The sequence below is a fragment of the Paenalicyclobacillus ferrooxydans genome, assembly GCF_001399675.1.
Classification (GTDB): Bacteria; Bacillota; Bacilli; order Alicyclobacillales; family Alicyclobacillaceae; genus Alicyclobacillus_B; species Alicyclobacillus_B ferrooxydans.
Map to the genome: position 1 here is coordinate 39,775 of NZ_LJCO01000056.1, position 8,862 is coordinate 48,636.

At 45.7% G+C, this 8,862-nt stretch carries 9 protein-coding genes; 2 read left to right on the forward strand and 7 right to left on the reverse strand.

Annotation, left to right across the window (positions count from 1 at the left end):
- Positions 1-29: 29 nt before the first annotated feature.
- Positions 30-245, reverse strand: coding sequence for a cyclic-phosphate processing receiver domain-containing protein (locus AN477_RS25910; protein ID WP_425388178.1), 216 nt, complete (start codon positions 243-245; stop codon positions 30-32).
- 157 nt (positions 246-402) lie between these two features.
- On the opposite strand from AN477_RS25910, the gene AN477_RS13965 reads away from it, so the two are divergent.
- On the forward strand, positions 403-807 hold the full coding sequence (locus tag AN477_RS13965) for a hypothetical protein (protein WP_054969784.1): 405 nt from the start codon (positions 403-405) through the stop codon (positions 805-807).
- A 96-nt stretch (positions 808-903) separates the two neighbouring features.
- Here AN477_RS13965 and AN477_RS24555 read toward each other — a convergent pair whose 3' ends face one another.
- From AN477_RS24555 to AN477_RS13980, 4 genes are all read right to left on the reverse strand, one after another.
- The gene (locus tag AN477_RS24555; protein WP_157061972.1) at positions 904-1,059 is read right to left on the reverse strand and encodes a hypothetical protein; all 156 of its coding nucleotides are present in this window, start codon (positions 1,057-1,059) and stop codon (positions 904-906) included.
- Positions 1,060-1,083: 24 nt separating this feature from the next.
- Positions 1,084-1,527, reverse strand: coding sequence for an NUDIX domain-containing protein (locus AN477_RS13970; RefSeq protein ID WP_054969785.1), 444 nt, complete (start codon positions 1,525-1,527; stop codon positions 1,084-1,086).
- Between the two features lie 73 nt (positions 1,528-1,600).
- The gene (locus AN477_RS13975; protein WP_054969786.1) at positions 1,601-2,155 is read right to left on the reverse strand and encodes an O-methyltransferase; all 555 of its coding nucleotides are present in this window, start codon (positions 2,153-2,155) and stop codon (positions 1,601-1,603) included.
- Positions 2,156-2,259: 104 nt separating this feature from the next.
- Entirely contained in the window at positions 2,260-3,243 is a 984-nt protein-coding gene (locus AN477_RS13980; RefSeq protein ID WP_054969787.1) for a GGDEF domain-containing protein, read from the reverse strand.
- 207 nt (positions 3,244-3,450) lie between these two features.
- Here AN477_RS13980 and AN477_RS13985 point away from each other — a divergent pair, with 207 nt between their 5' ends.
- The gene (locus AN477_RS13985) at positions 3,451-4,896 is read left to right on the forward strand and encodes an alpha/beta hydrolase (RefSeq protein ID WP_054969788.1); all 1,446 of its coding nucleotides are present in this window, start codon (positions 3,451-3,453) and stop codon (positions 4,894-4,896) included.
- Between the two features lie 1,028 nt (positions 4,897-5,924).
- Here the strand turns inward: AN477_RS13985 and AN477_RS13990 are convergent.
- Both AN477_RS13990 and AN477_RS13995 read right to left on the reverse strand, forming a co-directional pair.
- Entirely contained in the window at positions 5,925-6,197 is a 273-nt protein-coding gene (locus AN477_RS13990) for a hypothetical protein (RefSeq protein WP_054969789.1), read from the reverse strand.
- A gap of 354 nt (positions 6,198-6,551) precedes the next feature.
- Positions 6,552-7,064: a small multi-drug export protein gene (locus tag AN477_RS13995; protein WP_245631826.1), complete on the reverse strand. Its 513-nt coding sequence runs from the start codon at positions 7,062-7,064 to the stop codon at positions 6,552-6,554.
- Positions 7,065-8,862 lie beyond the last annotated feature (1,798 nt).

The following is an 8,862-nucleotide window of genomic DNA, read 5'->3' on the forward strand; positions in this document are numbered from 1 at the left end:
GTCGAAGTTGCGTACCTAACCAGTAATGGTCACATATTAAAACGGCCAACGGGATTTGAGGTATCGAAGCGTACTTCACGAGGCCAGCGATTATTTTCGACGGTCCACTTAGCCACATCGTATCCGCTGCGCCAGGTGCGTATATCGCAGTCCAGTGATAGTACCTCTATACCGCATCTGGCTAACACTAGAATTGCCTCATCGTCATGCAAATGTGAAGCCCACCGGACATTGCCGAATGTCATCCATGAACCAATTGATCACCAATATTCATCCCTCCGATTTGTGCCAAAGGAAGCTTCTCACGAAAGTTAGCGACGTGATCTACAAGCAAACGTATATACTTACTCGCTCCTCGTACAGAGGTAGTGAAACCAATAGCAGAAAGGAGTGAACGAGCCGATGTTACCAATCGATTATGTTTTAGCGCATGCAGGTCTAGGCTACAAGGATGAGTGGGAAACACAGTATAGTAATTACGTCAAAGAAGATGGCACTTTGGTTGTCAGTGGGCAAGTATGGCTGTTTAGCCGTTATGAACCTCTCGACTATGCGTCGGTACAAGTTATTCGTGACGGACAACTCATCAATGTCTTTTGGAGTCAGAGTGTAGCCGAGCATATTTGTGGAGATGTTTACGGCGAACGCGAAGGATGGGTGCCGGATTTTTGGGGACTTGATATTCTTACAGCGTTCTATCGATTACTGGACGAACTTGAGTTATTAGAAAATGGTTCTCCAGTGCTGGATTTGGACCGGGTAATCGAGGTTGAAGAAATCCCTACGTTATCAGCTTGGCAAGCTTAAAACATATAGCGCACAAAAAACACCCTCCGCATCCGACCATACATGCGGGGGGTGTTTTAAAAGGAGTGTCGCCCCGTCCTTAAGTTGATAAAGAAATTAAACCTCATGCAGGTTGGCAATGAGGTTATATATTCCAACCTCCGCAATTGCCCCAATGCCGACTGTTGCAGCAACTGGCAGAGTACCGATCGAGCCAAAGGTCGCACCGAACGCCAACGCAGCCACCCGTCCTTTGCGATTGTTTGTGCCCATGATCACACCTGTTTAAGCCTTCCCCTATCCCCTCAAGGCTGCACTCACAGCCCATGCCTGATTGTTTAGAAATAGTGACTCATTGGCCTTCCCTGCGCTTAGCCACGAGAATTCCAATTCCTCGATGGCATCATCGGCCTTGCCGAGTATCTCAGCCAAATAAAAATGACCAACGGTAAGTCGTGATTCGCCTTCCAAAGTCACATAATACTGATCCGCCTGACCAACAATATAAGCCCCAATACGAATGCCGTACCCTGCCTCTTCTAGCACTTCGCGTTTGAGGCAAGTTACATGGTCTTCTCCGGGTTCAATGCCACCTCGGGGCAACATGTGGTGGCCTTTCTGTCTTGATACCGTGGCTACTTCAATTTCATCTGGATTTCTGAAAATGACCGCATACGCACTCTCTCTAGGTATGTAATTCACACCTACGATTGGCTCACCAAATGACATTTTGTCGTTCACAACGGCACTCTCCGTTTGTTCCCCTTCGGGGTCAATAGATATAATGTCAGTCCGCTTTCGACAACGGCAATTCTCAACAAATGCGTCTTGCCAATATAGCCGACGCCTTAAGAGAAGTGCGAACTTCTATACTGGCCAATTGATTGTGATGGAGCCAAGCGTCCCGAACTAGATCGGGTTTCCTTTTCCATTCTTCCGTCCAAAACTCCACTGGTGTCAAATCATCAATCACAATCAAACCACCGACTTCTGTTGCGTTTACGACCTTATCGATGCCTTCTAGTTTCGCGGGCTTTGCGTCTACGAAAACAAGTCGGAACGGACCTTCGTGCAAAATCCGCTCCCAGTCCCCAACAATCTGATGAACATTGGGATGTTCTACAAACAACTTACGTGTTTCAATTGCTCGTTCTTCATCATTGTCCACCGTGTAGACATCAAGGGAAGTCGCACTCGCAATCCAAGCAGTGCTAACACCACATCCCGTGCCAATTTCCGCGACTTTGCCAGACTGAATGTGACCTGCCAGTAAGTGCAGTAACTGTCCAAACTCGTCTAAGCATGAGTTCTCGAAACCTAACGATTCTGCTAATTTCATGGCAGGGTCAACAAGTGATGGTCTTTGCAACCCGGTATCCTCCTAGATCATTTCTTAGAATCGATATGCTTTGTATCCTGCTTCGATGCGGTGTGTCTTCTAAAGTCCCAGGCGGTCCAACCAAAGTGATTGTGTTATGGTGAAATACTCTTCGTATATCGCTTGCAATCGTACAACCGCATATCGGCAACTTCATAACACTGTTCTAGAGAGTCTCCGTCGAGCCCCCAAATAGCACCACCGACGCTGACAGAGTGTCCAGATTGGAACTGGACACTCTGTCTGATTCGTTCCATAACTTGAACACCATCCGACTTATCGGCTTCAATTACCACGCAGAATTCATCACCCCCGAACCTAGCTACAAGGTCATTGGATCGAACGTTGCTTCTGATTGCCTCGGCAACCTCGCGCAGGGCTTGGTCCCCCACAGGATGGCCATGAGTGTCGTTTACAGCCTTCAACTCGTCTATGTCGATCAAACCGAACACTACATGTTTTCCTGCACTCTGGATTTTCTCTACAAACTTCAAAACCCGTGATTCAATACCACGCCGATTTAGCAAGCCGGTTAAGACATCCTGCTGACTTATTTGTTCGACGATTCGGCACGCTAAAATCAAATCCAACACTAATGAAATCTGGGTAGCACACACATCAAGTAGAGCAGTTCTCATGTCGTTGGACAGACTCTCAAGCATCGGGTGTGTTCTCGCCACCACTAACGCCCCAGTTACCTGTCCCTTTGATACGAGTGGCCAGAGACCATATTCACCAAAGCCAGAATTCCCAAATAGGATTTTAGCGAAGGAAGGTGCTTGGGTTTCTGGAAACCATCTTTGGCCAAGCTGTGGGAAATCCTGTAGTTGATCCACAACAACATCTGCAAGTAGCTGTAACTGTGTCTCACGCCCGTCAAACTCACCCCAAGGGTGATACACGCTTAATCGTGACGCCTCATTTGAGGGTAATCTTTTCTTATACACGAAGAAGCCAGAGTCTATCTGTGCCACTTCCAACAAGATGTTCGCTGCCGACTGAAACAAATCGATTCCACGTTTCATGCTTGACCAATCGCGAGAACAATACAAAAATTCACGTAACAGATTTGAACTCATTGTGACACCCCCGATGTACGAACCCAGACACCCTACATTTGGAATTTTCCGTAATCCATATTGAGTTTACGAGTGCAGCATTACGCAATCGTTACAAAACAAGGTTCTCAATTCCATGGATGACGGAATATTCAAGATTTGAGATTTGTCGAGGAGGCCATTAAACTATTAACGTAACTAGAAAATTTTAGGGAGATACTGTCCATCATGGAATCATTGGATCATATAAGCTACCAGTATCTGAGCTGTCCTAATCCTACTGACCAAACCATCGTACTTATACATGGTCTTGGTATGGATTCGACTGTCTGGGATGAGCTGTTACCCCATATAACTAAATCATTCCACGTCCTTCGCTATGATTTACCGGGTCATGGTTTAAGCGAGAACCCAACCGCTGAACTCACATGGGACTACCTTGCAAATCTTCTTTATTCCTTGGTGGAATGTACTGTACATGAACCCACAGTGCACTTTGTGACCCACGGATTCGGTGGGGCACTGGTATTGCAACTCGCTAAAAGGTATCCTGATCTTGCAAAAACGCTGACTATTGTATCTCCGCACGCCACGTTTTACGCGAGTGGAACCCCTAGTACAGAGGATTTGTTTACGAAGATTCGGAAGCATGGAAACGCCGGTCCGCTCGGACGAGTCCTGAAGAGAATTCTGTGCTTCAACCCCTCCGACGACCAGATGGATCAAATCGAACACATGTACCAAAGACTCACAGCAGCAGTCTACTTAAGCCTGATGCAATTAGTGAGGAATACGGCGTCGTTAAACGACGTCCGTGTGAGCAAAACGCCCACACAGATATTGTTGGGAACAAGAGACCCATTGACGCCCTTGGAAGCTGCTGAATACATAAGGGAACAGCTGCCCAACGTACAGGTTATTCCCTTTCACAACGCGGCAAACTGCGTGCAGATAGATCAGCCACTTGTTACCGCACGAACCGTCAGTGAATTCATCCAATCATTTCGCATGGAAAACGAGGACCCCCATTTTTCAGAGGCTGAAAACTACATACAACAGATAATGAATCCTAACCGAACCCAGTCAGTGCCTGATGTCGAAATCCGATGTCTCAGCGACTTTCGTGTTTGGGTGCAGGGGGAAGTGGTCACTGACGGTTGGAATCAGCGTAATGCAAAAGCACTTCTGGGGTACTTGACGCTGCATGAGGGGGCAACACGCGATGAATTGTGCGAGTTACTCTGGCCAGAGTTAGATGCGACTCGTGCGAAAAACCGTCTTCGAGTGTCGCTAAATTATCTTCGTTCATTGTTGTCCACAAAAACATCATCTACGACCCTAATTGTGACAGATCATGAACACGTTTACATGATGGGTAACATCCGATGCGATGTTGTAGAGCTACGACGTGAACTACATGAATTACTTGCCTTAAGGGGAATTGCCCGAGCCGAGAAAATTGAATCCATCATTACCGGACTCCCCACCCCGCTAATGCTCTCCTCACTAGACCATCATTCCATTTTAGCGTACTGGTGGGTTGTTGAACGGACACTCGTAGATATGATGCAGTGGGCTATTGACTATTACGCAAGTCTGAACGAGGTGGCCAAAGCCCACAGATTGGCCAGCTATGCAGCACTGCTTTTACCCGGCGAAGAATTTGCCGTATAGAAGGTTTTCTAATGGAATGTCATCAAACTTTATCAACAGCCTGATGATGTCCTCAAAACGAGGACACCGGAATCCATCTGACCAACCATGGACAGAACGACAAGATTATATTCAAGGCGTATCCATATAGTGAAAGCAATCGGTAGTTGGAGTACAAGACAGTTTCTAGATTTGCATGAATAAAGCCCCGTGCAACATTAACCATTGTGTCCGCTATAGAAAATTGTCTTGTGACACCTCCGCACCTGAGCAACACGTATTTTTGGTCCTGCAAAGGGGTATTTTGGTCTTCCAAGAGGGTGTTTCTGGTCACAAAAACATGCTTTCCGGTCACAGAAAAATGGAAACAAAAATTTATAATTCATTGCGGAGCAAGGAGTTCTCAGCAATTGTGATGGAAAAAATCATTAAAAAACCGTGTTTGTGACACCTTTTTCGGAGAGGTGTGTCTATACATGGCTAGATCAATGACTATATAAGGGGACGACAAAGAGAAGAAAAGAAAAAATCTCGCGCATGAGAACACACATATGTCGCAAGGGGTGTCACAAAACCCTTATATATATAATAATTATGGTAATAATATTATTATATATATACTAGTGCGAGTAGTATTTCCTTCGCATTCGCGCCCTTGCTTTTTCCATTTTTCTGTGACCGGGATGCCTTCATTTGTGACCAATAACGTTGTTTCCATGACCAAAAATAGACTTTCTGTGACCAAGATCGACGTACTTTGTGACAAGGGGCAAAATGACTCGACTTACGTTTAAGAGATTGATCATGACACTTGCCCTGCGATGATGTATCTCTTCGCATTGATTGCCTGACAATGCAATAGTTGACCAGCAACCTGCACTGCCCTTCTTAACCCGTCATCAGACGCCCAAATTTCGCTTCTAGCACGTCTTGATATGCAGTCTTGATAACTTTACGATTTTGTATATGAAACCTCTCAGAGCACACGAAAGACAGCCCAATCCCTCGCTGTTGCGCGAGAAACCGAGCTGTCTTTGAGTTCTTTGCAGTCACAGTCCGATGTAGAAAACCGAACCGTTAGCGGCATCCCAAGTCGCGCCAACCGGCTTGCCACTACAGCAGTCGTCTGTCAAGCGTTCCACTCCTTCTGCCTGAGCGAATTCGTCTACCGACGCGAAGTAGATCTCGCCTGTGTGTAGGTTCGAAAGCCGAGCTACTTCCTGCAAGCCCTCGTCAGTCGTGACTTCGAACAAAATCGGTTTGCAATTGTACGAATTCGGTTCATAAGCGAAATACAATTTCTCGCTCAGCTTTTGAATCATAAATACGCACTCCTTTCATCCTTCCGAAGCGCGTATGGCACATTGCAGATAACTTCTTCCAAAGTCGAAAACAACTTTAACCCCTAAACGCCCGCATAAACCCCCATATAGAGTTTGACGACCAATTTATCCTGTCACACATAGAAAACGGCGCAGAAGCGAAACTGAAGCCGAATCCGACCATGTCACGAGGTGTGACATAGGCATATATTCCACATTATCCATTATCAGGAGTCAAATTGACCCTATACCGACAGAGAGGGAGCCACCTGCCTCAGTCGCGTCATACTTCAACGAAAGTTTCTACAACTTTTGTGGTGCTGGTTTCTGGAATCTCTCTGGAGGGTGAAAACACTAAATGTAGGGCCGCAGTATCCTTACCAGCGATTCCCCACCATAAGTAATCATGAAGGACGACAGAACCATGCCAATGAGTACACTTGATAATACCAAGCGTGAGTTCCAACGCATGATATATCCGACTCCAATACAAACATATGCGCCGAGGATAGGAGACAACGGGATCAACACCCAGACCCCGTACTTCCCGTATTTTTTAGACCATGTTTCGGCTTTTTGTAATCTCCGTCTTACCCACGTCCAATGGTTTAATATTTCATCAAACACAAACATAAGAATCGGGATTGGGATTAAGTTGCCAAGAATGCTAATGAGAGCACCCGAAAATGGTTGTAGTCGAAGTGGAAGACTGGCGACGGCAGCAGGTTGTGCCTCAAAGACGACGGAGGTACCAATCAACGAGAGTGTAGCTGGCACTCGGTGTTCGATAAGACCAACGACGAGTGCCCCTAGAAAGAACAGCACGCTCAAGAGTACGCCATAAATCAGTCTACGAAGAAAACTCACTTTTCTGCTACCCCTCTAACTTCTGATGAACACAGTCTTAATACAATGCACATAATTTGGAGAGTGTGGTAACTTGTTTGATTTCAAACATCAGCGGCTCACTATTTTGACGTGGTCCACTGCGTCCAACTGATGTGTCCGATCCTTCATCCCAAAAGCACTACTGTTGGAGAAAATAGCATTCAGTGCAAATCCATCGCGTCTTGTTTTACTTAATCTCTGTCCCACGCCGACATAAGCATACCACTCCAAAATTGACACGAGTAGCACGCAGATATTTGTATTTCTCACAGACAAAGATAGAGTCGAAAACAACTTTGAGTAAGTGGCTTGATGAAGTTCCGTGCGAAATCTTGCCATGTCAATGTACGTGCCCCGTAAGACATTTTTAATGGGAGTTAGGGGTATAGTTCGGGCAGGGCACTTCCTGTACGGCAACTTGAAAAGTGTGGTTGATAGAAGAGCCTTGCTCTACCAACACCAGATTCAACAGGTCCTCGAAGAGGCCACTGTATAAACGAGTCAAAATGACTTCGCGTCTAAAATCGTCTATACGACCTTCGAAATTGCACTCGATAGATAAGTCGTCTTTATCACAACACGTGGCTTCTGCGTGCACATAGACACATTTCCGGCGATGTTATGAGCATCTAAATGTTGGGATGTTCCAAAACATCCATTACACCGAGTCAAAATGGCCTTATACAGATTCGTAAGGACACACCACACCTAAGTATGTTTGCACTTATCAGTTTTATCAATCTTCGCCTTCTTTTATTAATAGCTGGTATGCCGCCTCTTGCAGGCCGTCAATGTCCGCTCATATCACCTCTACCTCGCCTATCCATTCCAAGCATAGTGTTCGACCATCCATGGGATTCCTCGTGGAATTCCATATCGTCAGCAACATTCGCCACTTGTTCCACCATGAAGTTGTCTTGTGACACGCCCACACTTCAAAAAGACGCGCTTTGGTCACAAAGTAGGTGGTTTTTGTCTTCCAAGGGGGTCTTTTCGGTCACATATGCGGTCACTCTGGTCACAGAGATTTGGAAATTCTCAGAAGAAAAATCCGGTTTTATCGCGGTTCGAAGGACAAATCGTTTCCATTTTTCACGCGTTTTTCGGGCTTTGTGACCAGAAATTTTCCGGAGTGTGTATATGAATATCTAGATCAACAACATATATCGGGGGCGTGAAGAAGAAAAAACAAAAAAGCCCGTGCGTGATCATACACACTACTCGCAAGGGTGTCACAACCCTATATAATATTATAAATATTTACCATAAATATTATATATATAGCCTACTGCAACAACGGTTTTAGGAATTCCCATTTCCATTTTTGTGTGACCAAGATTACTGTCTCTGTGACATGGAACTACGTTTTTATGACCGAGAATCGCGCTTCTGTGACCGAAACCCACCCAAAAACAGGGGTTCTGTGACCAAGATGGATGTCAAGGAGGGGTGAATTGGAAATTCTGACTTCCACATGAGCGTGGTAATGGACTCGTCACATTGCAAAGTTCCTTCAAATATCTGTTAAACAGAGTGTCTTTTTCCTCTTCATCTCCAAACCGATTTCATTCATACTCGATGCCCTGAAAAGGAAGCATGACACCATGTAAAGAATTACGCCCATTGTCGAATGTTCAATCAAAATTCCAGGGTAGTGTCCCGTCAAGTGGTGTAAATTTGAGTGCAACCCCTTAGTGTCGGCTATTTATGCAACACTGACGTTGGCGCCAGCAATTGCTGTTCGTCGGTACCGGTGAGTTTTGCCATGGACTCTCGG